Source organism: Lelliottia sp. (genome assembly GCF_045627565.1).
Lineage (GTDB): Bacteria > Pseudomonadota > Gammaproteobacteria > Enterobacterales > Enterobacteriaceae > Enterobacter.
The window spans coordinates 14295-38334 of record NZ_JAZQNX010000010.1; the positions used below are offsets into that span (position 1 = coordinate 14295).

General features: G+C 53.6%; 20 protein-coding genes. 11 read left to right on the forward strand and 9 right to left on the reverse strand.

The annotated features are described in order from the left end of the window. Window positions 1-155: 155 nt before the first annotated feature. Window positions 156-296: a hypothetical protein gene (locus ACKI5T_RS07870; RefSeq protein ID WP_407436854.1), complete on the reverse strand. Its 141-nt coding sequence runs from the start codon at window positions 294-296 to the stop codon at window positions 156-158. Window positions 297-395: 99 nt separating this feature from the next. Then, complete coding sequence (locus ACKI5T_RS07875) at window positions 396-1787, reverse strand: PLP-dependent aminotransferase family protein (protein ID WP_407436856.1); 1392 nt, start codon at window positions 1785-1787, stop codon at window positions 396-398. A gap of 102 nt (window positions 1788-1889) precedes the next feature. On the opposite strand from ACKI5T_RS07875, the gene ACKI5T_RS07880 reads away from it, so the two are divergent. The 4 genes from ACKI5T_RS07880 to ACKI5T_RS07895 all read left to right on the forward strand — a co-directional run bounded on the left by ACKI5T_RS07880 (window position 1890) and on the right by ACKI5T_RS07895 (window position 3860). Further along, entirely contained in the window at window positions 1890-2369 is a 480-nt protein-coding gene (locus tag ACKI5T_RS07880; RefSeq protein WP_407436858.1) for a carboxymuconolactone decarboxylase family protein, read from the forward strand. A gap of 106 nt (window positions 2370-2475) precedes the next feature. After that, window positions 2476-2799 carry an antibiotic biosynthesis monooxygenase family protein gene (locus tag ACKI5T_RS07885; protein ID WP_407436860.1) on the forward strand — a complete coding sequence of 108 codons (324 nt, stop codon included), beginning with the start codon at window positions 2476-2478 and terminating at the stop codon, window positions 2797-2799. Next, on the forward strand, window positions 2792-3193 hold the full coding sequence (locus ACKI5T_RS07890; protein WP_407436862.1) for an amino acid-binding protein: 402 nt from the start codon (window positions 2792-2794) through the stop codon (window positions 3191-3193). Before ACKI5T_RS07885 ends, ACKI5T_RS07890 begins: the two co-directional genes overlap by 8 nt. Continuing rightward, the gene (locus ACKI5T_RS07895) at window positions 3162-3860 is read left to right on the forward strand and encodes an ArsR/SmtB family transcription factor (RefSeq protein WP_407436864.1); all 699 of its coding nucleotides are present in this window, start codon (window positions 3162-3164) and stop codon (window positions 3858-3860) included. The genes ACKI5T_RS07890 and ACKI5T_RS07895 overlap by 32 nt, the downstream gene beginning before the upstream one ends. Before the next feature lie 31 nt (window positions 3861-3891). On the opposite strand, the gene ACKI5T_RS07900 is transcribed toward ACKI5T_RS07895, so the two are convergent. Continuing rightward, the gene (locus ACKI5T_RS07900) at window positions 3892-8007 is read right to left on the reverse strand and encodes an autotransporter outer membrane beta-barrel domain-containing protein (protein WP_407436865.1); all 4116 of its coding nucleotides are present in this window, start codon (window positions 8005-8007) and stop codon (window positions 3892-3894) included. Between the two features lie 346 nt (window positions 8008-8353). Here ACKI5T_RS07900 and ACKI5T_RS07905 point away from each other — a divergent pair, with 346 nt between their 5' ends. From ACKI5T_RS07905 to ACKI5T_RS07925, 5 genes are all read left to right on the forward strand, one after another. Continuing rightward, window positions 8354-8965: a LuxR C-terminal-related transcriptional regulator gene (locus tag ACKI5T_RS07905; protein WP_012015913.1), complete on the forward strand. Its 612-nt coding sequence runs from the start codon at window positions 8354-8356 to the stop codon at window positions 8963-8965. A 26-nt stretch (window positions 8966-8991) separates the two neighbouring features. Beyond that, window positions 8992-9345, forward strand: coding sequence for a hypothetical protein (locus ACKI5T_RS07910; RefSeq protein ID WP_407436867.1), 354 nt, complete (start codon window positions 8992-8994; stop codon window positions 9343-9345). Window positions 9346-9461: 116 nt separating this feature from the next. Continuing rightward, window positions 9462-9926 carry a MarR family winged helix-turn-helix transcriptional regulator gene (locus tag ACKI5T_RS07915; RefSeq protein WP_059180230.1) on the forward strand — a complete coding sequence of 155 codons (465 nt, stop codon included), beginning with the start codon at window positions 9462-9464 and terminating at the stop codon, window positions 9924-9926. A 2-nt stretch (window positions 9927-9928) separates the two neighbouring features. Continuing rightward, window positions 9929-10993, forward strand: a complete 1065-nt coding sequence (locus tag ACKI5T_RS07920) for an HlyD family secretion protein (RefSeq protein ID WP_407436869.1) — start codon at window positions 9929-9931, stop codon at window positions 10991-10993. A gap of 2 nt (window positions 10994-10995) precedes the next feature. Beyond that, entirely contained in the window at window positions 10996-12072 is a 1077-nt protein-coding gene (locus tag ACKI5T_RS07925; protein WP_407436871.1) for a DUF2955 domain-containing protein, read from the forward strand. On the opposite strand, the gene ACKI5T_RS07930 is transcribed toward ACKI5T_RS07925, so the two are convergent. After that, window positions 12042-13340, reverse strand: a complete 1299-nt coding sequence (locus ACKI5T_RS07930) for a DUF445 domain-containing protein (protein ID WP_407436873.1) — start codon at window positions 13338-13340, stop codon at window positions 12042-12044. The two genes, ACKI5T_RS07925 and ACKI5T_RS07930, sit on opposite strands and share 31 nt — an antisense overlap. Before the next feature lie 148 nt (window positions 13341-13488). On the opposite strand from ACKI5T_RS07930, the gene ACKI5T_RS07935 reads away from it, so the two are divergent. Further along, the gene (locus tag ACKI5T_RS07935; protein WP_407436875.1) at window positions 13489-14859 is read left to right on the forward strand and encodes an NAD-dependent succinate-semialdehyde dehydrogenase; all 1371 of its coding nucleotides are present in this window, start codon (window positions 13489-13491) and stop codon (window positions 14857-14859) included. A gap of 135 nt (window positions 14860-14994) precedes the next feature. On the opposite strand, the gene yjiA is transcribed toward ACKI5T_RS07935, so the two are convergent. The 4 genes from yjiA to ACKI5T_RS07955 all read right to left on the reverse strand — a co-directional run bounded on the left by yjiA (window position 14995) and on the right by ACKI5T_RS07955 (window position 19531). After that, a complete protein-coding gene (yjiA, locus tag ACKI5T_RS07940) occupies window positions 14995-15948 on the reverse strand; it encodes a GTPase (RefSeq protein ID WP_235134673.1) in 954 nt (317 codons plus the stop codon). A gap of 10 nt (window positions 15949-15958) precedes the next feature. Then, window positions 15959-16162, reverse strand: coding sequence for a YbdD/YjiX family protein (locus ACKI5T_RS07945; protein ID WP_003856610.1), 204 nt, complete (start codon window positions 16160-16162; stop codon window positions 15959-15961). Window positions 16163-16262: 100 nt separating this feature from the next. Continuing rightward, window positions 16263-18416 (reverse strand): carbon starvation CstA family protein, encoded by a 2154-nt coding sequence (locus ACKI5T_RS07950; RefSeq protein ID WP_012015921.1) that lies wholly within the window; start codon window positions 18414-18416, stop codon window positions 16263-16265. Window positions 18417-18619: 203 nt separating this feature from the next. Next, window positions 18620-19531 carry a helix-turn-helix transcriptional regulator gene (locus ACKI5T_RS07955; RefSeq protein WP_407436878.1) on the reverse strand — a complete coding sequence of 304 codons (912 nt, stop codon included), beginning with the start codon at window positions 19529-19531 and terminating at the stop codon, window positions 18620-18622. A 238-nt stretch (window positions 19532-19769) separates the two neighbouring features. On the opposite strand from ACKI5T_RS07955, the gene tsr reads away from it, so the two are divergent. Then, the gene (gene tsr / locus ACKI5T_RS07960) at window positions 19770-21434 is read left to right on the forward strand and encodes a methyl-accepting chemotaxis protein (protein WP_407436880.1); all 1665 of its coding nucleotides are present in this window, start codon (window positions 19770-19772) and stop codon (window positions 21432-21434) included. A gap of 60 nt (window positions 21435-21494) precedes the next feature. On the opposite strand, the gene opgB is transcribed toward tsr, so the two are convergent. Continuing rightward, a complete protein-coding gene (gene opgB / locus ACKI5T_RS07965) occupies window positions 21495-23786 on the reverse strand; it encodes a phosphatidylglycerol--membrane-oligosaccharide glycerophosphotransferase (protein WP_407436882.1) in 2292 nt (763 codons plus the stop codon). Between the last annotated feature and the right edge of the window lie 254 nt (window positions 23787-24040).

Genomic DNA, 24040 nt, shown 5'->3' on the forward strand with positions numbered 1-24040 from the left:
AAAAGGCATTTATCTGCACGGCGGCAGATAAATGCCTGACGATTATTCTGCGTGATTTTTGCTGGTGTTATCCGCAATGCGGCGCAGATATTCGTTATTCTTAAAGGCCACCATAATTAATTCAAACATCACGCGACAGCCAATCAGGCTGAAGATCATGCCGAAAATCCGGTGAACAAATGTTCGGTAAACATGGAATACACGCCGCCAATCAGAATAAACAGCATGGCGATCCAGTAGAAAAAAACTAATACGCGCGGTGTGAGCAGGTAATCAAATCCCAGGATTGATTTCATTTTATTGTCCTTATAATAAAGTCGATATCGACAAAAGAGCACAGAGTATAAAGAGATGTACGGGTGCGTACACCTACAAATATTTCCGGGCAGATGCGTTCATTCTAATAGGCGCAATGTTTCAGCTAAGGGTTTGCGTAAAAGGGTTAACGCTTCTTCATAGCTGCGCACATTGTTATAGCCCATCACCAGGCCATAACGTTTACCGGAACCGCGATACCATTCGGATAACGCATTGACCTGGAGCTGATGCTGCTGCCAGATGCGCGCCACGTCGCGATCGTCGCTGCCTTTTGTCAGGAACGCGACAATGTGCATGCCGCCATCGTTTTGCTCGGTGAAAAACCGCTCGCCGTAGACGTCATGGAGCGCGGCGATCATCCAGTCGCGCCGCTGCTGATACAGCGCGCGCATCTTTTTGAGATGACGGAAAAAGTGCCCATCGCTGAGAAACGTCGTGAGGATCTTTTGCGTTAACACCGGCTGGCCGCTGGTGACAATATCCGCGCAATCGGTAAACGCCGGAACCGTGCTGGCGGGCATCACCACATAGCCCATGCGCAACGATGGCATCACGGTTTTGCTAAAGGTTCCCATAAAAATCACCCGATCGTGATGATCCAGACTTTTCAGCGATGGCAGCACTTTGCGCGTGTAATGGAATTCGCCGTCGTAATCATCTTCGATAATCCACGCATTGTTCTGAGTCGCCCAGTCGAGCAGTTGCTGCTTGCGCGGAAGAGAAAGCGTCACCGCCAGCGGGCTTTGGTGCGAAGGTGTGACGATGGCAAATCGGGCGTCGCGATGATGGCGCAGCAGATAATCAGTATCCATTCCGGAGCGATCCACCGGCACGGTGTGCAGGCGCGGAACGATGCGTTTAAGCAGCTGCTGACCCATAAAATAGCCCGGATCTTCAAATACCACCTTATCGCTGCGGCTGGCGAGCGTATCCAGAATCAGGCGCAGGCTGCCGCTGTACCCGCTGGTGATAAGCACTTGCTCAGCTGTACAGGATAATCCCCGCGAAATATTCAAATAGCGGGCGATCGCCTGGCGCAGCGGATACCAGCCCATGACGGGGGGGCTGAGCATTTCTTCCTGGCGCATCGAGCGCGTCGCCTGGCCTGCCAGCAGCAGCCATTTTTTATACGGGAAACAGTCCAGTGCCGGAATGCCGGGGCGCAGAAAACCGGCGCGTTCGCGCTGGCTTATCAGCGATTCAGGCAGCATTCCGGTCGTTTGATCCGTAGGGGCGTTCTGGCTGGCGGGAAGAATCAGATCCGGATTGACCCGCGTGCCGCGTGCGCCCTGACTCACCAGATAGCCTTCACCAATCAAAATGGCATAGGCCGTTTCGACCGTTTTGCGCGCGACTTTCAGCTCTTCGGCCAGCACGCGAATGGCAGGCACTTTATCGCCGGGCTTCAGCACGCCGCGCGCAATGTTGTCGCGATAGCGGGTATAAATAGCGTGATAGCCCGATTTCATGTCCTACCTCGTTTTATGTGTTTTGTATCTTTTTACTATGTCATGAACGGCGTAAATTTGCGCCATCGCATGAAAAATGCCGTACAAAAAAGAGGAAAGACCATGAGCACTCGCGTCAACCACCACAAAGTCACCCCGGCACTTGCTAAAGCGCTGTCCGATCTGAGCATGGCGATCGGCAAAACGTCCATTGATCCTGCGCTCAAGCACCTGATCGACATCCGCGTTTCCCAGCTCAACGGCTGTACTTTCTGTCTGGATATGCACAGTAAAGAGGCAAAAATTGCCGGCGAGCGCGAACTGCGTCTTTACCACCTGACGGCATGGCGCGAATCGCCGCTGTTCAGCGCCCGTGAAAAAGCCGCGCTGGCCTTCACCGAAGCGCTGACCCAAATTGGCCCGGAAGGGGTGAGCGATGAACTGTACCGGAGCGTGTCAGAACATTTCTCGGACATCGAGATTTCTGAGCTGAACTTTGCCATCGTGGCGATCAATGCCTGGAACCGTCTGGGCATCACCTCGCGCATGGAACCAGGCGCAATGGATGTGGCGTACGGCCTGAACAAAGCGAACCTCGAATAATATGCCTCACGCCCTCTCTTCTGGAGAGGGTCATTTCGCTCCTCACCGAAGCATCGCGTTTCGTTCTCCGCCATTCTCTTCGTCACATCACCACGGAGAGACCCTTATGATCGCAGTTATTTTCGAAGCCCAGGCCGAACCGGCCCACCAGGCACGCTATCTGCAACTCGCCGCTGAACTTAAACCGCTGCTGGCGGATACCGACGGCTTTATCGACATCGAACGTTTTCAGAGCCTGAGCACCGAGGGCAAAATTCTTTCGCTCTCCTGGTGGCGGGATGAAGACGCCGTGCGGGCATGGAAGCAGAATGTTTTTCATCAGGCTGCCCAGGCAGAAGGGCGCGAGTCGATTTTTGCTTACTACCGTATTCGCGTGGTGCAGACGATCAGAGAGTATGCGTCTGAAAAAGAGGGCCACGCAAATGTATGACGTACACGTGATTTTCAACGATGATCCAGGCGAGCTGGCGCGATTTGGACAGCTATTGGGCAAGCACAGCATTGGGCTTGAAGGCGGTGGGCTGTTTGGCGTGCACGCGCATTTCCTGGTGGAAGAGGGCGAAAAAGCGCGTCAGGTGCTGATGGCGGCGGGTTTTAACGTTCAGGCCATTCGCGCGCCGCTGATTCGCAAACTGAAACAGGAAAAACCGGGCGAACTCGGGGAGATCGCAGCCGCGCTGGCGGCGCGTGGGATCGCGATTCTGACGCAGTACAGCGACCACGCAAACCATCTTATTCTGCTGACGGATAATGATAAGCTGGCGGCAGAGATCACCGAGGAATGGGCTGCGAATGCTGACAAAAAGCTTACCGACAGAAGATAGCGACGCGCTGGAAAGGGCCGTGGCGGCTGTCGCTGCGGCGATGGCCGATCCCTCGCGAGTCAAAATACTGTGCGCACTAATGGACGGCCGCGCGTGGACGGCGACGGAGCTGAGCGCCGTGGCGGACGTTGCTGCCTCAACGGCCAGCGGGCATTTATCCCGCCTGCTGGACGGAAAGTTGATCACCTGTTTATCGCAGGGGCGACACCGCTATTATCGCCTGGCCGGACATGATGTGGCCGAACTGGTCGAACAGCTTATGGGGCTTTCCTGGAGCCGGATTACCCCACCGGAAACGACAGCGCCGAAAGCCATGCGCGAGGCGCGGACCTGCTACGACCATCTGGCGGGAACGGTGGCTGTGCAGCTTTATGACTTTATGCAGGCCGATGGCTGGCTGGAGCCGGATGGTTCAGCGCTGACGGTTCGCGGGCGTGAGGAGTTTTTACAGCGCGGTATTGCGCTGAATGCCTCGTCCCGTCGTCGGGTTTGTTGCGCGTGTCTCGACTGGAGCGAACGACGGTTTCATCTCGGCGGTGAAGCGGGTGCGGCGCTGCTGACGTATCTTGAATCCAAAGGCTGGATCCAGCGAACGGAGGGATTCAGAGAATTGAGAGTGACGAAATCGGGGAAAGCGGGACTAAGAAAAATGGTTGCCGTGAAATAACGCCGCATGCTGAAACATGCGGCGTTGGCTATCAGAACGCGAGTTTATAGCTGGCGCTGACGGTCTGCCCGGTGTCGTGGCGGGAAGCGTTGATGCTGTAACCCACACCAAAGGTCATATTGCCTTTCTGGAATTTCATTCCAGCCTGACCATTAAAGCTAGTGTCATCCATGATGTCGGCAGAGATGACATCCCGGCTTTGAATACCAACGGTATGAAGCGTGTTCTTCGCAGACTTATCACCCGCGACGGCGATCACCGCAATATCCGCCTGAGGGGTTATATTCCAGCCCGAATCCAGGGCGAAGGTTTTATTCATATTCACCCCGACAGGGAATTGCCAGATATTCTGGGTGCCTTTATCGGTATGGAAGACGTTTTCACCCTGCTTGTTTTTGGTCTCAAACGACTGCGTGGTGAGCTGGTTATATCGCACTCCGGCGTGCGGAATAATATCCACCGCGTTTGTCTCAATCAGATATTCTCCCCGCAGAGCGGCGCTGAACAGGCGTGAATCGACGTTTGCCTTCAGCGTGTCGCCTATATTCACCCATCCAGGCTGTTTCTGATAGAGGTCATTACTGCTCTGCGTCAGGCTTATTTCGCCGGTGACGTTAAGCGATTTTTGACGCCAGTTTTGATAAAGCGAAACGCCCCAAAAGCTGAAGTCATTGTGCGTGGCGTTAAAATCCCCGCGTGAATCCACGTTGCCGTTACCCGCATGGAAAGCCGCACCGCTGCGCATTACGCCATGCGCGGTTTCGTACGCTTTATCCGCACCCAGCATCAGACCGTAAAAGTCCGTGTCGTGCCCGTACTGCATGGATCCCGCGCTCAGGTCGCGGCTACGCTGGTTACCGTAAAGGGTTTGCACCCATACGCTGGCGTCGGGTTCTACGCTCTGGCGTGCGGCACTGGACACTGAGTTTCGGTCGAAAATCGCGTTGACCGCCGAGCTTCCCACCGCCAGCGTGCTGCTCTGCACGCCGCCCGCAAAGGCCATTTGTGCCGCGCTGTTGACGGTTTTGACCACCTGTTCAACGCTTGCTTCAGGGGAGTCGATCGCGACAGAAAGGAAGCGCTGACCCGCGTGAGTGGCAGTGGTGGAGTTCTCTCCGGTCGCAATCAGCCTATCCAGTGCGTGAGGCGTCACGACGCCTGGCAATACGTCCTGCGCCGCTCTGGCTCGAGTAGACACGGTCACTCCGCCGTGATTTTCCTGGATGGTGGCGTTCAACAGTTTATTCAGCAGCAGATTGTTTTGCTGCCAGCCGTTGCCATCGATGTGCACATCGCTAAAACCTTTGGCGACCACGTAGGTCTGATTCGCTTTGGCATTCGCCACGTAAAGCGCAGCAGAATCAGCGACTTTTAATGTGCCGTTTTCAGCGCTGAGCGCCGCTTTGCCCTGCGTCATATCCTGGCTATCAACCATCAACAGCGAGCGGTTGGCAAATTCGGCAGTGTTAAACGTCGCGTCGCGAGAGGTTGCATTGCGGGTCAGCGAGCCGTCGACGCGTAACCCGCCCTGAGTGGCTGATAACGTCTGAGGTGCCTGAATGCTCAGCGCGGCGGTGATCCCATCGCTTCCCCATTTCAGGCCGGTCGTGGCAAAGCGTTGTTCTGCTGGTGCGGTGGCGGTTCCACCCAAAACCAGTAAAGCATTCTGGCCGACGGTCATTCGCCCGTTGATGTCTGTGCTGGCGCTGGCAACCCGTGAGGCATCCGCCAGCGTTCCGCCCTCAACCCATGACGGGTCGATAAACAGTCTGGCCCCCTGGAGATCCATGCGATCAACAATCAGCGTTCCGGCGGCGGCTGCGTCACCGACCGTAATTTCAGCCTCCTGGCTGGCGGTGAGCTGTCCGGCCTGCAATGAACCGTTAACGACTAACTGCCCGGCGTCGCGCATTTCGACGTCAGAATGCAGCGTGGCATCATGATGAATAGTAACCAGACCGCTACTGATGACGCCTGCGGTGGACGATCCAGAGGTAATGGTGTGATCGCCCGCCACCACGTTCAGCGTACCTTCCGGGGCGACCGACACGTTGCCGTTAAGATGCGCAGTGACATTCTCAACCGCCGTGGAACCCAAATTAAGCGTGCCGTTATTGACGGCGACATCAACAGCTGTAGCGGGCGAATGGGCGACGTGAATCAGCGCGCCGCCCATGGCTCCCGTCAGGGTTAACGCCTGGCCGTTACCAATTTCTACGGATGGTTTTCCTTCGCCCTCGAACTGGAGCTGCGCCGCGCCAAACCCGTTACTCACTGCAATATAATCGGCAGTCGTGGAATTTTTAGCCCCGATAATCAGGCGGTTTTTACCGGCGGTAACTTGCGTATTGGCGAGCACGGCCTGGGTGATGGAGGCGTCCGTGACGCTCGCCGTTCCCGCGACGTTATCGGCATTCAATAGCGTGCCGAGCATCACCAGCGAGTTGCCGTCTGCGGGGCTAATCAGCTGATTAACGGCTTTTACATAATCCAGATGATAGGTGTTATCGGTCAGGATCAGGGTGCTGTCTTTCAGCGATACACGCTGGCCGGTGTCGTTATAACCCTCTGGCAGAAGTGCAGATGAAGCACGCTTAAAGAGCTGATCGGAACGCGTCTGAAGCTGGCTGCGGTCGGTCAGGGCAAGCGTTGCGCCGTTCGATAACGACAGGGTGTCAGCGATAATTTTGGTCTTATCAAAGGTCAGGTTCCCGGCAGTGAGCTTGACCCGCGCTGTGAGCGTTTCGCCATGTACGGAAAGGCCAGCGCCGACGTTGGTATCACTGAAACCGCCCGCCAGATTTAGATTTCCGGTGATATTCAGGGCACTGAACTGGCTGAATTTTTCGCCGTTAAACTGCGTGAAACCGTCCAGATGCAGGGTGCTGTTTTCGCCGCTGCCGTACAGATGCCCCTGCACATCGGAGCGATTAAGCCAGACGTCAGATTCCTTCACGCTGGTGCCATTAAGATTGACGTCGCCGCTCACGCTGCTGTCGGTTAAGTGCAGGGCGACAATGCCGCTCCCGGTACTGGCGTCAATATTGCCGTTCAGCACAGAGTGGGTGATATCAAAGGCGATCTGCGCCGCGTTGTTGGCGATGATGTTGCCGTCGATTTGGGAGTGATCGATTGTCGCAGCAGTGCTGCCCGACCCGGAGAGCAGTGCGTGGCCTGCAATCTGCGCGTTATTCAGCGTGAGTTGCGTGGTGGCACCATTTTTCAGGCTAATCGCGTTGCCATCGGTTTGGTTGGTTTTTGTTATCGCTGAATCATTTACCGCGAGAATATTATTGCTTCCAGTACTACTCACTGCTACCGACCCGGTGATCCGACTGTCTTCAATCTCGATGGTATTGGTGCTGTCCGTGCGCGCTAAATTGGTGATCTCAATGGCGTTGCTGGTCGCCATCACTGCGCCCGTCGTGCTGATCTCACTGTTTACGACATGAACGTCATTTCTGTTTTTGGTGCTGTAAAGCAGGATGCCACCCGCCTGAATGGCGCTGTTTTCGAGGGAGACATCGTGCGTACCGGCACCGCCAGCATAGATTCGGCCCGTAATTTGACTGCCGTTGATAATATCGATATCCGTATTGCCGCTATCGGCAGGAGCCAGATAAATGGCGTTTCCACGCGCATAGTTTTTGCTGTAGTTGGCTTTATTGGTTTTATCGTAATCCACCGCAGCGTTAGCCCCGTTCAGGGTTGAATGATCAATGATAATCCTGGTATTGGTGAGTGCACCGCCCGCTTCGATCCAGTCAACCACGGCATTATTTGCAAGGGTAATGGCCGCTGAACCTGTTTTGCTGGCGTTGATGTAATGGCCGCCCAAATTTGCGCCATCGACGAGAAGTTGTTGAATATCATTGGCCTGGCGCGATGACGAACCGCTGGCAAAATAGATATTTTGCGCTTTTGCGGTGGCATTAATGGCCGCATCCTGAGTGGGCGACGTGAAATACCAGGCGGTCGGCAGTGGATTTAATGGCGACGTCATTTGATATTCGGTTAAGCCGCACGTTCCGGCTGGGGAAAATGTGGTGCAGCTATTGCCAAGCGCCGTGCCTGGAATGACCACACTGCTACCCAGCAGCAGGCTAATACTTGTCGCAACCTGAGTCAGACGAAATGTTGTTTTCATAAAAGCGTCCCTCTAATTTCCCGTGATGGTTTTATTTTTGGAGTTAATGAAAAAATAAAATCCATACATTCTTTAATCCTTCGTTACGTTTCGCAGCTTATCAAAATAAAATCAGGCGGGATCTCAGAAGGGTCTTTAGTGCCTTGGATAAATCTTATGAATAATTCTATCTGTCTGTATTAAAAGTTTTTTAATTCAAGGTTTGTTTATGGTATGTGAGGGATCGCACAATTCGCCTCTAATGGCTTAGGAATATTCCTATAATCCTCCGGAATATTGTTAATTGTAATTAAGCAGTTTTATGGGGATTATGAACTAATCCGTGTAAACAATAGGGTTATGGACGATGATTATTGTATTAACCTCCTGTGGCTATTTCATTAAAGGCTTTGAAATGCTGGTGGAGATGCATTTGTCGGAAGCGCCAGCCTTCCGTAATGTACTTTACGTGGATGATATTAAAAAAGTCAGTAAAGATAAGATAGAAAGGGCGAAGGCAATTGTTGTCGATTATGGCCAATCTGATACAAAATCGTTAAATGCGTTGCTGGAAATAAAGAATCGCTATGCACAAAGTTATCTTATTTTTATTACCCGTGACTCGTGCTTTGAGAGCACGATTGAAAATATTTTAATTAATACCGTCGCTGATTTAACGATCGACTGTAAAAGTTCTGTTCGCAAATTAAGTGCCTGCCTGGCGCATTTTGCGCAGGCAGAGCAGCAAATTACTATTTTCAAAAATAGGCGCTGGTATCAGCTTGAGAAGCAACAAAGCTTAACGAAAATGGAGACGATGCTCCTGCCTTATATTGTTTCGGGTAAAAAGAATAAAGAGATATCACGCTTCGTGAATGTGACCGGGAAAACGGTCAGTCATCATCGACGAAATATCTACAAAAAATATGCTGTTACCAATTTGACCGGTCTCTATAAGAAACTGGATCACAACGCATAATGCAAAAAAGGTGGGAGGGTTAAAGCATGCAAAAAATGATGACGGCACAAAAAAAGCTGGAGGCGGCGCTGCTGGTCTTGACCGGGAACATGGATTTTCAGCAAAAGAAAGTGGTTGTTTATCACCAGTACTTGAGTGATATCAAAGCGGACGCCATCCCATATTGTATCCGGAAAGAGTACTACCATCTTTTGCGATTTTTTGAGGGGCTTTTTGTCGTGGAAGGCGTCTCCTTCGCCGCAGCCAGGCAACATACGGTAACCGCTGAATACCTGAATGAAAGTGCGCTGGCGGTGGCTGTTTTAACGCTTCTCATGCACTTGACCCAGTGGATCGCCATCGAAAACTACCTGACGAGCCAGCGGCTTGTGACGGGGTAAGATTTTCTGGCGATCTTCGCGATCCTGTATTTGCAATTCCTGCTCTTTCATCCTTCGTTTCTTGATACTTACCCTGATAACTATTATCTTGTCCGCGAGTGATGAGAGGGTTTCCCATGAGCGAAGAAGATCTGTTCTGCCGCAGGCCGATGGGCATGCGGATGGCAATGATTGTGCGGCAATGGCGCGCGGTGATTGACGACGCCATTCTCGATACGGGGTTAACCCAGTCGAGCTGGACGGTGATGATGCAGCTTGAGCAGTTGGGGGAAAACGTCTCGGTGAGCGAGCTGGCGGAAGTGCAGGGCATCGAACTGCCGCCGCTGATGCGCACGCTTACACAGCTGGAAAAGCAGGGCTATCTGCTGCGCACCACATCGCCTTATGACAAGCGCATCCGGCTGCTGACACTCACGCCGGAAGGCAAAGCGGTGCTGAAAACCCTCACGCGTGTGATTGAGGAATTTCAGACCCGCGTATCGCAAAATATTGCGCCTGAACATCTCGATATTTTCAGCGCAACATTAAATCAAATCGCCTGCAATTTGCGGACAATCCGCGAAGAAGATAACAAGATCTAAAAATGACTCCTGAACAAAAATTTGCCCGCTGGGTAAGGGTGAGTATTGCCTCTTTCCTGCTGATGTTTGTCTATTTTATTGTTGCCGATATCTGGATCCCGCTGACACCGGACTCCACCGTTATGCGCGTGGTGACGCCGGTTTCTACGCGCGTTTCCGGCTACGTGGCGGCAGTGCATGTGCACAATAACAGTCAGGTGAAAAAGGGCGACGTGCTGTTTGAACTCGATCCCACGCCGTTTCGCAATAAAGTCGAGGCCGCGCAAATCGCGCTCGAACAGGCGCGACTCGCTAACCAACAGCTGGATGCCCAGATTGTCGCCGCCCAGGCCAGCCTGAAAACGGCGCAGCTCACCGCGCGTAACGATAAAGTCACGTTTGAGCGTTATCAAAAACTGAGCGCCCTGCAAAACGTGTCGCAGGCGGATCTGGATAAAGTTCGCACCACCTGGCAGAGCAGCGAGCAGTCGGTGGCAAATCTGGAAGCCAACATCCATAACCTGCGCATTGAGCGGGGCGAGCGGGATGAAAAGCGTAACGTGACGCTACAAAAATACCGCAATGCGCTGGAAGAGGCTGAGCTGAATCTGAGCTGGACCAAAGTCTACGCCCAGGCGGACGGCACGGTGAGTAATGTTCAGCTAAGCCCCGGTTTTTACGCCTCGTCCGGCGCTGCCGCGCTGGCGCTGGTGAACAATCAGACTGATATCGTGGCCGATTTTCGCGAGAAAAGTTTGCGTCATACCCATCAGGGAACGGACGCCGCCGTGGTGTTTGATGCGTTTCCGGGCCGCGTTTTCCGCGCCCACGTCTCCAGCAGTGACGCCGGGATCCTGGCGGGGCAGGAGGCGGTAAACGGCGAGCTGTCTGCGCCGGAAACGTCGAATCGCTGGGTGCGTGACGCACAGCGTATGCGCATTCATATCGCGCTGGACGAAGTGCTGCCTAAACATCTGCCGACCGGCGCACGTGCCACTGTGCAGCTGTATAACAGCGAAGGGCCGTTTGCGCGCTTCTTCTCGGGGCTGCAAATTCATCTCGTCAGCCTGCTGCACTATGTTTATTGATCATGTCTATTAACACTCTTGCGCGGGTGTTTACCCCGCACGGCAATATTGTTTATACGCCCAATGATTTTCGCCAGACGTTGCGCATCGTTTTTGCTGGCATGATTGCCCTGAGCATTTCGAGCTTTTACAACACCACCTACGGCGTGTTTTACGTGGTCTATCCCATCATGCTGCTGTCGCTGGTGCCGGTCTTTAATCGTCACGTGGCAAAACAGTTTGTCTTCAGCGCGTCGATAAATTGCGTCGAAATGGTGATTATCATCGGCTATTTGTCGCAATGGCCGGTAATCATGACGCTCGTGGTGTTTGGCCTGTACGTGATGCGTTTTCGCTTTATGAGCCAGGGGGCACTGTTCCTGTTTGGCTCGATGGGCGTGGTGTGTCAGAGCGTGATGCTCAACTTTATGAGTTATCCCAGCACCAACTGGCACACTTTGTTGTTTTCAAATATCGAAGCCAGCGTGATGGCGGTGTGCCTGAGCGCGCTGATGCACTTTCTGCTGCCGGACGTCGAGCCGCGCAAGCCGCCGCCGCTGATCGAGAAAAACGCTGCCCGCGTGCGCCACGAGTCATTGCTTTCAGGCACCGTGGCGACGCTGATTTTTGTCGTTTTCCAGATCAGTGATTTAAGCGATTCCCTGTCGGCGCTGATGGCGGGCGTGTTGATTTTATTCCCGATGCACTATCGCGGCGCGGTGATGAGCTCGCTCTGGCGCGTGGTCGGCGTGGTGCTGGGCTGCTTGTACATTCTGGTGATGCAGTTGCTGCTCTACGACCACACCAGCCATATGGTGCTGATGATGCCGCTGATCGGCCTCGGGCTGGCGTTTGGCGCGCGTCTGCATGTGATGGAAAAAGTGGGTGCGGGCGTGGGATTTGCCAGCATCACCACCATCGGCATTATGTTTGGTCAGAATATGCATCCGGATGGCGATCTGGTCTTTAGCGATTTGTACCGCATCGTGTCCGTCACCGTGGCGCTGGTGGCCACACTGACGCTGGTGTTCCTGGTGCATCTGATTCTGAACTGTTTTGAACCGACGCGTTACGTTATCGAGCCACCAAAAGACGTGTAGTGTGACAGCACGGCGGGCAGCTGCGACAGCAAGAACAGAATCAGGCCGATAGTGCCGCCCACCAGCGTGCCGTTGACGCGAATAAACTGCAGATCTTTGCCGATATTCAGCTCAATCTGGCGCGACATATCTTTGGCATCCCAGCTTTTTACGGTGTCGCTGATGTGACGCGTCAGGAACGACGCAAAATCTGGCGCCACGCGATGCGCCGCCTGCTCCAGATGCTCGTTCAGCGAGGCGCGCAGGCTGGCGTCAGCGACCAGCGTCTCGCCAAACCACTGTCCGGCGTTAGCGATACGCTGCTTCACACGGGAATCCTCGCTCTGCATATCGGCTTTCAGCCAGGCACGTAAATCGGCCCACATCTCACCGAGATAGCGGTTAAACGCCTCGTCATTTTTCAGATAATGTTTGATGTCCTCGGCTTTTTCCGCCATTTCCGGATCGTTCTTCAGGTTGTCGATAAGCTTCAGCGTGGCTCGGTCGAACGCCTGTCGAATCTGATGGGTGCGGTCGTGGCTGATATCATCAAGGATCGCGTTGACCGCATCCGACACCAGTTCCGCGCTTTGATCGCCCAGCCATTCGGTTGGCAGCATCATCGCCTTACGCGGGTGTTCGGTCTTGAGCCAGTGGACTATCTGCGCGGCGATAAATTCGCGTGAGCTCTCTTTTTGAATCAGCGTGATCATTTTGGAAATGATGGCATCCAGCAAAACCTGGTGACGATTATTTTTGGTCATGCTTTCCAGCATCACCGCGCTGGTTTGTGTGAAATCGACTTTATCGATAGCTTTGTGCACCGCGCGTTTCAGTAAGCGCTGAATGCGTCCGTCGTCGGTGAGTTCCAGGAACCCGCTCATGACCTGGATTAAGTGCTGTCCGACGCGCTGGGCGTTGTCCGGCTGGCTAAACCAGTTGCCGATCATCTGCGCCGGTTCGTAGCGGCGGATCAACGCCACTAACGACTGCGTATCCAGAAATTTCTCCTGCACAAACAAGCCAAGATTGTCGCCAATCCGATCTTTATTACGCGGGATAATCGCCGTGTGGCGTGAAATAAACGGGATCGGCACGCGACGAAACAGCGCTACCACCGCAAACCAGTCCGCCAGCGCACCGACCATCGCCGCTTCGGCAATAGCCTTTACGCCCCGCACCCAGAAGGTCTGTGGCAGAAAGAGGGTGACAATAAAAGTGGCGACTGCAATCAGCAGTAGCGACAGCGCCAACAGTTTGGCGCGTTTAAGTTCAGCTAATTTTTCCATGGGTTAAGGATAGAGCGGAGCGTGGGGAAAGTGCAAAAAACGTTATCCAGACCTTTATCAGAAACCTCTGGATATACCCAACTTTACGTCAAAAGCCAGTCATCTTGACTACCCTTACTCCCCTAAGCGGTAAATTAAGGAGACCAAAATGGCTTATCAGACAGTGAATCCTGCTAACAACCAGCTTATCAAAGCTTATCCCTCTCATACCGACGCTGATGTCGAAGCGGCGTTAAAAACCGCCGATGCGCTTTACCATTCTGAATGGGCAAAAGGGGATATTTTACAGCGGCTTCCCGTGCTGCATAAACTTGCCGATCTGATCGACAGCCGTACGGAAGAACTGGCAAAAATTGCCAGCCAGGAGATGGGGAAACTCATTGAGCAAAGCCGCAGCGAGGTGAAACTCTGTGCGCAAATCGCGCGTTATTACGCGGATAATGCGAAGCAGTTTCTGGCTCCGGTGACCTATAAAACCGAACTCGGCGACGCGTGGGTTGAACATCATCCCATCGGCGTGGTGATGGCCGTTGAGCCGTGGAATTTCCCGTTCTATCAGCTAATGCGTGTCCTGGCGCCTAACCTCGCAGCGGGTAATCCGGTGATCGCGAAACACGCCAGCATCGTGCCACACTGCGCTGAGGCCTTTGAACATCTGGTGCGCGAAGCGGGTGCGCCAGACGGTGCCTGGACCAATCTGTTTATTTCGTCGGATCAGGTCGCGAACATTATTGCCGATCCGCGCGTCCAGGGCGCGGCGCTGACGGGGTCTGAGAAGGCCGGTAGCGTGGTGGCAGCACAGGCGGCCAGGCACATCAAAAAATCAACGCTCGAATTGGGTGGTAACGATGTGTTCGTGGTGCTGGACGATGCCGATCTGGAAAAAGCGGTGGAGATCGGCGTGAAGGCCCGGCTCGCCAACGCCGGACAGGTCTGTACCGCCGCCAAGCGTTTTATTCTTCACGAAAAAATCGCCGAGCAATTCCTGACGAAATTCACCGAAGCTTTTAGCAATGTGAAGGTGGGGGATCAGTTTGACGAGAGCACCACGTTAGGGCCGCTGTCGTCGAAAGATGCGCTGGAGACGCTCACCAAACAGGTGAACGAGGCGGTGAAAAATGGCGCGAAGCTGCACTTTGGCGGCAAACCGGTGCAGCGCGAAGGGAACTTCTTCGAGCCGACGATTCTGACCCACATTTCTCGCGACAATCCGGCGTATTTCGAAGAGTTCTTTGGCCCAGTTGCGCAGGTCTACGTCGTGAAAAACGATGATGAAGCGGTTAGCCTGGCGAACGATTCGCACTATGGGCTGGGTGGCGCGGTGTTTAGTCGTGATATCGAACGCGCGAAGAAAATGGCGTCGCAGATTGAAACCGGAATGGTGTACATCAACTGGCTGACGGATACTGCCGCCGAGCTGCCGTTTGGCGGGGTGAAGCGTTCCGGCTACGGACGCGAGCTGTCAGATCTGGGGATTAAAGAGTTTGTGAACCAGAAACTGGTGGTAGTTCGCCAGTAACCTCACAGTGTGATGACACAGCGGGCGACAGAGATGTCGCCCGTTTTTTTGTGTCGCGTAAAGATAAGCACTGTGACGATCGGCTAAAAAGGTGAAGCCTTAGGCCGTAAACCGCGGTTGCGGACAGAGGAGACGTTAGTGACGCAAGCCTGCAAACGCTGCGCGGATTTCCTCTTCCGGCAACTGAATCCCGATAAAGACCATTGTGCTGTGCGGCGTTTCATCGCCCCACGGGCGGTCCCAGTCGGCGCTGTAGAGGCGCTGCACACCCTGGAAAAGCAGGCGGTTTGGCTCGCCGTCAATCCACAGCATGCCTTTGTAGCGCAGCAGTTTGTCGGCGAATGACAACAGCAGGTTTTCCATTACGCGCGACACGTCGCTGATATCCACCGGATAATCCAGCTCGACCACAATCGATGACACGTCGTTTTGTTTGTCGCCGATAAAGTGAAAACGCGGCTTCGACGTGACGTTCTCTTCCAGCATAAAGCCGTTGGTGTTGAACAGCTGTGCCAGATCGATATCACCGTGCGTGACCGTGTAAATCGGCGCGCGAGCGTTGATGCGCGTCAGACGTTCGCGCAGCTTTTCGCTGTCGCCCGCGACGTCGGTTTTGGTCAGCAGAATGCGATCGGCATAACCCACCTGCGACTGCGCGATAGTGAACTGGTTCATCTGATCGTCGGCATGGACCGCATCGACCAGCGCGATCACGCCGTCCAGCAAATAGCGCTGGCAGAGGATATCGTGAGAGAAAAAGGTCTGGATAATCGGGCCGGGATCGGCCATGCCGGTGCATTCAATGACCAGACGGTCGAACTCGATGTCGCCGCGATCGCGGCTGTCGAGCAGATCGAGAAGCGCGTCTTCCAGTTCGCTGGAGCGGGTGCAGCAAATGCAGCCGTTGGTCAGGGTTTTGATCTGGGTGGCGCGATCGCCAATCAGCTGGTCGTCAACGGAGACTTCGCCAAATTCGTTTTCGATAACGGCGATTTTAAAACCGTGCTGTTCGTTCAGGATATGGCGCAGCAGGGTGGTTTTGCCCGCGCCGAGAAAACCGGTGAGTAGGGTAACGGCAATCGGTGTCATGGTTTCTCCTTTAGCAGCAGCGTACGCCGCCTTCTCCACTTCCGCCGTAGCGCGCTTCCTGACGCTCGCGGAAAAATTCGGTATAGGTCATGTACGGCTTATCCGGATGGTTAGTCTTCATATGTTCAACGTAGTTGTCATAGTCCGGAATGCCAATCAGCATTTTTGCCGCCTGACCGAGGTATTTTTTTGCTTCGCCTAAGTTACCAAACATTGTGGGTTCCAGATAGAAAAAGCCCGGCGATGTGAGTCCGCTGGGCTTGTGTTCCCCTCACCCCAGCCCTCTCCTAAAGGGAGAGGGGGAGGATTGCGGATTAATGGTGTGAAGAGGTTTTCACGCCACCTTCCGGCACTGGCACATACGGGGTTTCTTTATCCGTACGACCGTCGGCGTTACGCACTTTCATCCAGGTTTTAATGCCGTAGAAGATGATGCTGTACACCACCACCAGGAACAGAATGCTCAGACCCGCGTTGGTGTAGTTGTTCACCACGATATGGTTCATGTTGGCAATCTGTTGAGCCGTAAGATCACCGCTGCCCGCCGCGATTTTCTCTTTGTACTGGTTAGCCATATACAGGAAGCCTTCCAGCTGCGGGTTGGTGCTGAACAGTTTCAGACCCAGCGCCCAGGTGGTGCAAAGCAGCAGCCACATCGCTGGAACCACGGTCACCCAGATGTATTTGGTGCGTTTCATTTTCACCAGAACAACCGTGCCGAGTACCAGGGCAACCGCCGCCAGCATCTGGTTAGAGATGCCGAACAGTGGCCACAGGCTCTTCACGCCGCCCAGCGGATCCACAACACCTTGATACAGCAGGTAACCCCACAGACCGACGCAGCCTGCTGTACCCAGAACACCGGCGACCAGAGAGTCGGTTTTCTTCAGGAACGGCACGAAGTTGCCGAGCAAGTCTTGCAGCATAAAGCGGCCCGCACGGGTACCAGCGTCCAGCGCAGTCAGGATGAACAGCGCTTCGAACAGGATCCCGAAGTGATACCAGAAGCCCATATCCGCCCACGGCAACACTTTGTGGAACACGTGTGCGATACCGACGGCAAGCGTAGGTGCGCCACCGGCACGGTTCAGAATGGACGGCTCACCGATGTCTTTCGCGGTCTGCATGATTTGCTCAGGGGAGATAACAAAGCCCCAGGAGCTGACGGTCGCCGCCGCGTGGGCACTAACGTCTTTCAACTGCGCCATGATAAGTGCAGCATTGTCGCCGCCCATCTCATGCAGGTTTGGCATGGTGATGCCGAGCCCTGCTGGCGGAGTGTTCATCGCGAAATACAGGCCCGGTTCGATGATAGACGCTGCAACCAGCGCCATGATTGCCACGAAAGATTCCATCAGCATCGCGCCATAACCAATGAAGCGTGCGTCGGTTTCGTTGGCCATCAGCTTCGGCGTGGTGCCGGAAGCGATCAGCGCATGGAAGCCAGACACCGCGCCACAGGCGATGGTGATGAACAGGAACGGGAACATCGCGCCTTTCCACAGCGGACCGGTGCCGTCGATGTACTGCGTGACCGCAGGCATTTTCAGTTCCGGGTTAATGATCACGATGCCAATCGCCAGACCGACGATCACGCCAATTTTCAGGAACGTTGCGAGGTAATCACGCGGCGCCAGAATCAGCCAGACCGGCAGCAGTGCGGAGATAAACGCGTAACCAATCAGGGCAAAAGTAATGGTGGTGTCTTTAAAGGTCAGCGCCGGGCCCCAGTACGGGTCGTGCGCAATAATGCCGCCGAAGTAAATGGAGGCGACCAGCAACACAATCCCAATGACCGACACTTCGCCGACGCGTCCTGGGCGCAGGAAGCGCATGTAGATACCCATGAACAGCGCAATCGGCACGGTTGAACAGACGGTGAAGACGCCCCACGGGCTTTCCGCCAGCGCTTTCACGACGATCAACGCCAGCACTGCAAGGATGATAATCATGATGAGGAAGCAGCCGAACAGGGCAATGGTGCCCGGCACGCGGCCCATCTCTTCTTTGATCATCTCACCCAGCGAAGCACCGTTACGGCGCGTCGAGATGAACAGCACCATGAAGTCCTGCACCGCACCCGCCAGCACAACGCCTGCGAGCAGCCATAACGTGCCTGGCAGATAACCCATCTGCGCGGCAAGTACTGGCCCGACTAACGGACCTGCACCGGCAATTGCGGCAAAGTGGTGACCAAACAGCACATAGCGGTTAGTGGGAACGTAGTTCAGGCCGTCATTGTTAATGACCGCCGGTGTGGCGCGCGTTGGGTCAAGCTTCATGACCTTTTGCGCGATATACAAGCTGTAATAGCGGTACGCGACCAGATAGACAGAGACCGATGCGACTACGATCCACAGGGCACTGACGTGTTCGCCCCGACGTAGTGCAACAACGGCCAGACAGAACGCACCGAGGATCCCGAGGAGTGCCCAGGGTACGTGCTTAAGAAGTTTTTTAGTATCCATAGTTAGACCTGGTTTTTTAACGGTAAAAAGGGGTCAGAGTTCGTTGTGAGGAAGTATTGATTAATGCTGAGGCGATCTTGCCAGATCTGCGCGCGTGTAAAGGAAGGTAAATCGGTGAGTGGTTGTTTGTGGAGGCTAAGCGGTCAAAGCGAGGGGCGAGTGGTTAAGTCTCGCCGCCAGTGGTCAGTATTATGTGATTGAGATCACAGTGTTTCTTCGAGTGATTCAGCGTGAGCGGTCGACAGGTAGCCTTCGAGCGTCTCGAAAAGCTTCACCCGCAGCCACTCGGGCTCTACGATCTGAATATTGGGCAGCCAGTAGAAGATCAGCGGCAGGATCTGGTTCTCATGCGCCGCCTGGCAGTGGATAGTGATCCCCTCATGGCTTTCCGCCACGATGTCCTGCTCTGGCAGCAGGTCTCGGCGTTTAAAATAGTGAGAGATATTATTATTGGTAAATATTTTTACTTCGAAAGTCTCTTCACTGACCCATGGGTCGAGATTTTTCTCCAGTAATTCCTGAGTATGCGGATCCAGAATAAACGTCTCTTTTTGAATATCAAACCAGCTTATTTGGCTCAGTGAAAATGATTTTAACCTGCCATTTTCGGTGGCTTGTAAATACCATATATTTTTTTTGTTAATTAATTTGTAGGGATTTACCGATCGCGTTTTGTCTTTATATGTCATCAGGCAAACATGGCGGTTTTTAATCGATTTCTCGATAGCCGTCAGATAGAGGCGAATATCCTTTTGTACCGTATGTTCTGCATCATTGTTGAGGATAAGAATATGGTTCTCTTCCACGCGTGATTCCAGGTTCTGCCAGAACGCCGCTCCCCTGTCCGGAAAAAAACTATCCGCATTCAGCAGGTTAGCCACAGCGTTGTGCAACCCCTGGCCGCGAGAACTTGGCGTGGCGTGAATCAAACGATATTGACCGTTACCGGCGTGTTGAACAATGGGTGAGAGCGCATTCAGATCGCGATATACCGTTCGTTCAGTAATTTTAAATTTTTGCATCAGGTCGCTGCGGTGAACAACACCGTTTATATGCAGCTCCATAAGAATATCGACGAGCCGTTCAGCAGAGCGACTCCGGGCAGGAGTTGTCATAATTTATTCCCGTTTATTGACATGAAAAGGTCTGAATTATGCCAATGGCACTGACAGAATATGTCAGTGCCACAAAGCAAAAATTTATCTTATGGATATATAACGGCCCAATTTAGGATAAACATTAATAATTTTTTGTGAAATGACGTGTAGTCACGCAAATCATCAACACGATTTCCTTAAAGTTTTCACTATCCAGGCCGAAAATTCTGTTATCTGTCTGATGGAAAGAGAAAACATGTTAAATCGTATCAAGATTGTCACCAGCTTGTTGCTGGTCTTGGCTATATTCGGCCTTTTACAACTGACATCCGGTGGTCTTTTCTTTAATGCCCTGAAGCATGACAAAGAAAACTTCACTGTTCTTCAAACTATTCGCCAGCAACAGTCCACGCTTAACGGCAGCTGGGTTGCGTTGCTGCAAACACGTAATACCCTGAACCGCGCGGGTATCCGTTACATGATGGATCAGAGCAATATCGGTAGCGGTGCAACCGTGAACGATCTGATGCAGATTGCGTCGACTTCCCTGAAGCAGGCGGAAAAAAACTGGGCCGACTACGAAGCCCTGCCGCGCGATCCGCGTCAGAGCGATGCTGCAGCTCAGGAAATTAAGCGTAACTACGATATTTATCACGGTGCGCTGGCTGAGCTTATCCAGCTACTGGGTGCTGGTAAAATCAATGACTTCTTCGATCAACCGACTCAGAGCTATCAGGACGGTTTCGAAAAAGAATATGTGAATTATCTGCAGCAGAATGACCATCTCTATGAAACCGCCGTCGCCGACAGCAACAGCTCTTACACTCAAGCTATCTGGGTGCTGATTAGCGTGCTGATCGCCGTGCTGGTGGTGATTGTTAGCGTCTGGCTGGGCATCAAGCAGTCTCTGATCTCTCCGCTGAACCGTCTGATCGACAGCATTCGTCATATCGCCAGCGGCGATTTGGTGAAGCGTATTGATGTCGAAGGCACTAACGAAATGGGACAGCTGGCCGACACTCTGCGTCATATGCAGAGTGAGCTGGTGAGTACTGTGGGTGATGTGCGTAACGGCGCGAATGCGATTTACAGCGGCGCGAGCGAAATCTCTGTCGGTAACAACGATCTCTCTTCCCGTACCGAGCAGCAGGCCGCTTCTCTGGAAGAGACCGCTGCCAGCATGGAACAGCTAACTGCTACCGTGAAGCAGAACGCCGAAAACGCCCGTCAGGCGAGCAATCTGGCGCTGAGCGCGTCTGAGACTGCGCAGAAAGGCGGAAAAGTGGTGGATAACGTGGTGCAAACCATGCGTGACATCGCTGGCAGTTCGCAGAAGATTGCTGACATTATCAGCGTAATCGACGGAATTGCTTTCCAGACCAACATTCTGGCACTGAACGCTGCGGTTGAAGCGGCACGTGCGGGTGAGCAGGGTCGTGGGTTTGCGGTGGTGGCTGGCGAAGTGCGTAATCTGGCACAGCGTAGCGCCCAGGCAGCTCGTGAAATTAAGAGCCTGATCGAAGATTCAGTCGGTCGCGTTGAACTGGGCTCTACGCTGGTAGAAAGCGCCGGTGAAACGATGGGTGAAATCGTCAATGCGGTAACGCGCGTGACCGATATCATGGGCGAAATCGCCTCTGCCTCTGATGAGCAGAGTCGCGGTATCGACCAGGTGGGTCTGGCCGTTGCCGAGATGGATCGTGTGACTCAGCAGAACGCCTCGCTGGTGGAAGAATCTGCGGCTGCGGCGGCAGCACTGGAAGAGCAGGCGAGTCGTTTGACGCAGGCGGTTGCGGTGTTCCGTATTCAGCAGGAACAGACGAAATCGCGTGAACAGGCCGGTCTTAAAACGCCCGCTACCTCAGTGAAAGCACGTAAAGCTGCGGCAACCACGTCCGGTGAAAACTGGGAAACCTTCTGATGTAAAAAAGCGCCCTGTTCAGGCAGGGCGCTTTTCTTTTCGCATGCTTTCTTATTAACGCTAGCCGTCGCTCCGGACCACTTTCATTTCGACCATTCCAATCCCCAGTTTACGCGGTGAATGCCCGAGGATATTGCCTTCGTTAGTCGATTGCGGTTCCGGCGGCACAATCACGACGGTACGACTGCGCGACGGGTTATCGAAATGCAGCGTGGTAGTGGTGACCTCATTGCCAAGCGTCAGCATCTGTTCTGTATCGCCAATACGCACCGGAATGGGTTTATTGGCGTTTGGACCAAACGCTTTCGCGGTGATCACCAGATCGAATTTCTCGGGCAGCGGCTCGGCATATTCGATTTTAACTTCGTCGCCAAGCTGGGCGTTTGACCAGCGCCCCCACGACTCAGGGCGAGAAATCCCGCTGAACTGCTTCACTTCTTCTGGCGCACCGGCCACGTTAAACACGAAGCTGTCCGCTTTGTAGCGGATGTCGTTATCAACCACTTTGAGCAGATCGACGTTACGTTTGTAGCGATCGGTATCGATCACCGTATCTTTAAACGCCGTTTTGCCTTTCCACTGATCTTTATCGACATGCTGCACCGTCTGCTGGCCGCCTAACTGACCCTGGGATACACACCAGTCCGTCGAGAGGGACAGCGGCTGTGACCAGAGCTGACCCATTTTGTAGCAGCGATCGACCCAGACGAAGTTATCCCGTGGGGCGAAATCAGCCAGCTGGAAGCGCAGCGGGGCAGAATATTCGCTCTCTGGCAGCGGTTCGACGCGGCTGTCCGAGACGCGCAGCAGCAGCGGCAGACGGAACTGGCTGCCTGAAAACGCAATCATGTTTTTCTGCTGGTCGATGGTGAACGCTTTCATCTCTTTCGGGAAATTCCACAGGCGGATGACGTCCGGCTTCCATGCCAGAATTTTTTCTTTCATGTTCAGGAATACTTCTGACAGCGACTGTCCGGAAAGGGTACTGCGCCCCAGCCCGATAAAGTTGTCGCCGCCCAGGATATCCAGCACGGTGGCGCCGTTATCCATGGTATTCCGCTTGGTGGCAATGACATCCTGCTGAGGCTGGTCGCCGCGCAGGACGAAAAATAAATTGCTGCGATCCTGTTTGTTCAGCGCATCCCATGCGGTGTTTTTCATCGCCAGATGGTCGGAAGAGACCACAATGACCGTGTTTTTAAAGTACGGCGATGCTTTGATTTTATTGATAAAGGCGGCGATATGTTCCTGGCTACAGGTGACGGCGCTGAATGACTGATTTGCTTTTCCATTGATTGCGTAACTTTTGCGCTGGCAGGTGCGCGAAATAAAACCGTCCGGATGGTGCGTGTCGACCGTCAACGCAAACAGAGAAAAGCGCTTGCCGGATTGAGACAGCTCTTCAAATTTTTTCCAGGTTTCGTCCAGCACCGTGTCGTCGTAGAACCCCCAGTCATTGCGATAAGCGGGATCGGCGACGGTGTTTTTTAACTCTTCAGCGCCGTAAAGATGCTCGAATCCGTGGGATTTCAGGAACACGTCTTTGCCAGCGAAACGCAGATTTGCGCCCTGCATAAAGTAGTTTTCGTAGCCGGAGTTTTTCAGAATATCGCCCAGGCAAATATTCTGCGGGAAGAAACTCGACATCGAAGCGGAGGCGTTGCCTTCGAAGGGCGCAAACAGCGGAATGCCGCACTGGGACGCAACCATGCCGGCGATCGTGTAATCCGTGCCAGGCAATTGCGCGGTATGGCTAAAATCCAGCCCTTCGTTTTTAAGTGCACCGAGATCTGGCGTCAGGTTTGGGAACGCATCGTTATCAAAATAGGTACGCTCAAGGCTTTCCCCGTAGATATACACCAGGTTGAGTTTTGGATTGGGAATGGATTTGGCGGGCTCTTTATAATACGCGGTGAAATCTGGGTCGCCATCGCGCGACTGCGATTTTACCAGCTCCGTCACCTGATGAAACGCCGGGCTGGCATCGACCGACCCAAGCGCCAGCATCAATGCCAGCAGGCTGTAGCCCACATGGTGCGGATGGTGACGGCGACGGCGAAGGACCCAACCCAGCGTCCCAAACACCGCAACCAGCGCCAGGGCGACACCTATACCCGGAAGTATGTACTTACTCACACCTGCGCCCGTCAGGCTGTTGGTGAGGGTATAAAGTACGGCGTCATTAATACCATCACCGGTAAAGTAATCGCTGGCGTACAGGGTAATGTTCAAAACAATAAAAATGCCCAATACCAGAAGCGTGGCAACAAACCACCAGGTATTGCGACCCGCTTTCCACGCGTAAATGCCGATGGAAGCCAGGAAAAGGGTAAGGGATATAAACTCTGACAACAGCATTATCCTCAATAGCGCCAGTCTCTTTCCTGGCCAGCTGATGACTTTTTGGGAAACCAATTTAATAGCGAAGTCACACAGCTGCAATTTTAGTGTCACTAAATTGTGCTGTTGTTAGGATTTGGTTTAGAAATTGGAAATTTTGAACGCCGTCGCATCCCGCTATGAGGGGAAGGAGACGCTGGCAAGTAAGCAAAATCCGACTCTGACGCCGCGGCGCAAGGATAACCTGGCAAACGCGGCGTGTTGTG

Excerpts from the sequence above, each read along its gene's own strand:
- ACKI5T_RS07870 (WP_407436854.1), bottom strand. The coding sequence starts at position 296 with ATGAAATCAATCCTGGGATTTGATTACCTGCTCACACCGCGCGTATTA.
- ACKI5T_RS07875 (WP_407436856.1), bottom strand. The coding sequence starts at position 1,787 with ATGAAATCGGGCTATCACGCTATTTATACCCGCTATCGCGACAACATT.
- ACKI5T_RS07880 (WP_407436858.1), top strand. The coding sequence starts at position 1,890 with ATGAGCACTCGCGTCAACCACCACAAAGTCACCCCGGCACTTGCTAAA.
- ACKI5T_RS07885 (WP_407436860.1), top strand. The coding sequence starts at position 2,476 with ATGATCGCAGTTATTTTCGAAGCCCAGGCCGAACCGGCCCACCAGGCA.
- ACKI5T_RS07890 (WP_407436862.1), top strand. The coding sequence starts at position 2,792 with ATGTATGACGTACACGTGATTTTCAACGATGATCCAGGCGAGCTGGCG.
- ACKI5T_RS07895 (WP_407436864.1), top strand. The coding sequence starts at position 3,162 with ATGCTGACAAAAAGCTTACCGACAGAAGATAGCGACGCGCTGGAAAGG.
- ACKI5T_RS07900 (WP_407436865.1), bottom strand. The coding sequence starts at position 8,007 with ATGAAAACAACATTTCGTCTGACTCAGGTTGCGACAAGTATTAGCCTG.
- ACKI5T_RS07905 (WP_012015913.1), top strand. The coding sequence starts at position 8,354 with ATGATTATTGTATTAACCTCCTGTGGCTATTTCATTAAAGGCTTTGAA.
- ACKI5T_RS07910 (WP_407436867.1), top strand. The coding sequence starts at position 8,992 with ATGCAAAAAATGATGACGGCACAAAAAAAGCTGGAGGCGGCGCTGCTG.
- ACKI5T_RS07915 (WP_059180230.1), top strand. The coding sequence starts at position 9,462 with ATGAGCGAAGAAGATCTGTTCTGCCGCAGGCCGATGGGCATGCGGATG.
- ACKI5T_RS07920 (WP_407436869.1), top strand. The coding sequence starts at position 9,929 with ATGACTCCTGAACAAAAATTTGCCCGCTGGGTAAGGGTGAGTATTGCC.
- ACKI5T_RS07925 (WP_407436871.1), top strand. The coding sequence starts at position 10,996 with ATGTCTATTAACACTCTTGCGCGGGTGTTTACCCCGCACGGCAATATT.
- ACKI5T_RS07930 (WP_407436873.1), bottom strand. The coding sequence starts at position 13,340 with ATGGAAAAATTAGCTGAACTTAAACGCGCCAAACTGTTGGCGCTGTCG.
- ACKI5T_RS07935 (WP_407436875.1), top strand. The coding sequence starts at position 13,489 with ATGGCTTATCAGACAGTGAATCCTGCTAACAACCAGCTTATCAAAGCT.
- yjiA (WP_235134673.1), bottom strand. The coding sequence starts at position 15,948 with ATGACACCGATTGCCGTTACCCTACTCACCGGTTTTCTCGGCGCGGGC.
- ACKI5T_RS07945 (WP_003856610.1), bottom strand. The coding sequence starts at position 16,162 with ATGTTTGGTAACTTAGGCGAAGCAAAAAAATACCTCGGTCAGGCGGCA.
- ACKI5T_RS07950 (WP_012015921.1), bottom strand. The coding sequence starts at position 18,416 with ATGGATACTAAAAAACTTCTTAAGCACGTACCCTGGGCACTCCTCGGG.
- ACKI5T_RS07955 (WP_407436878.1), bottom strand. The coding sequence starts at position 19,531 with ATGACAACTCCTGCCCGGAGTCGCTCTGCTGAACGGCTCGTCGATATT.
- tsr (WP_407436880.1), top strand. The coding sequence starts at position 19,770 with ATGTTAAATCGTATCAAGATTGTCACCAGCTTGTTGCTGGTCTTGGCT.